Genomic DNA, 384 nt, shown 5'->3' with positions numbered 1-384 from the left:
ATGTGTATAAGAGACAGACCGGCAGGCGGCGCCGAGACGTTGGCCTATCTGGTGACCGGGGGCCACGCCGAAGGCTTCGGGCCCAGCCTGACCGGCCGCGACCAGTCCAGGGCTCCAGCCGCCGGCGCTTCCGCGGCGGTCTCGGCTCGCGCGCCGGCAGCTCGCGCACCGCTGCGGTCGCGCCGGCGGCGCCGTGACCAGATCAAGGAATACGCCCACGCCACCATGACGCTGGGTGCCGCCGACGACTACGAAACGCCCGACGAGACAACGACACCCGCCTGCTCGGAATCCGGGGCAGGAGCACTGGGGTTCACCGGGACAGCTCAGCGAAGCGACGCGGGAGCAGCAGGACTGGCCCGGTTGCGCGGCAACGCTTTCGGA

At 71.1% G+C, this 384-nt stretch carries 1 pseudogene; it reads left to right on the top strand.

Features of this window, described 5'->3' with window-relative positions:
• Positions 1 to 384: pseudogene (locus LI94_RS24205) on the top strand (PPE family protein); the annotation flags it as partial.

Origin of the sequence: Mycobacterium sp. UM_Kg27, assembly GCF_000972905.1 — a bacterium.
Taxonomy (GTDB): Bacteria; Actinomycetota; Actinomycetes; order Mycobacteriales; family Mycobacteriaceae; genus Mycobacterium.
This window is presented reverse-complemented; position numbering and strand designations above follow the sequence as displayed.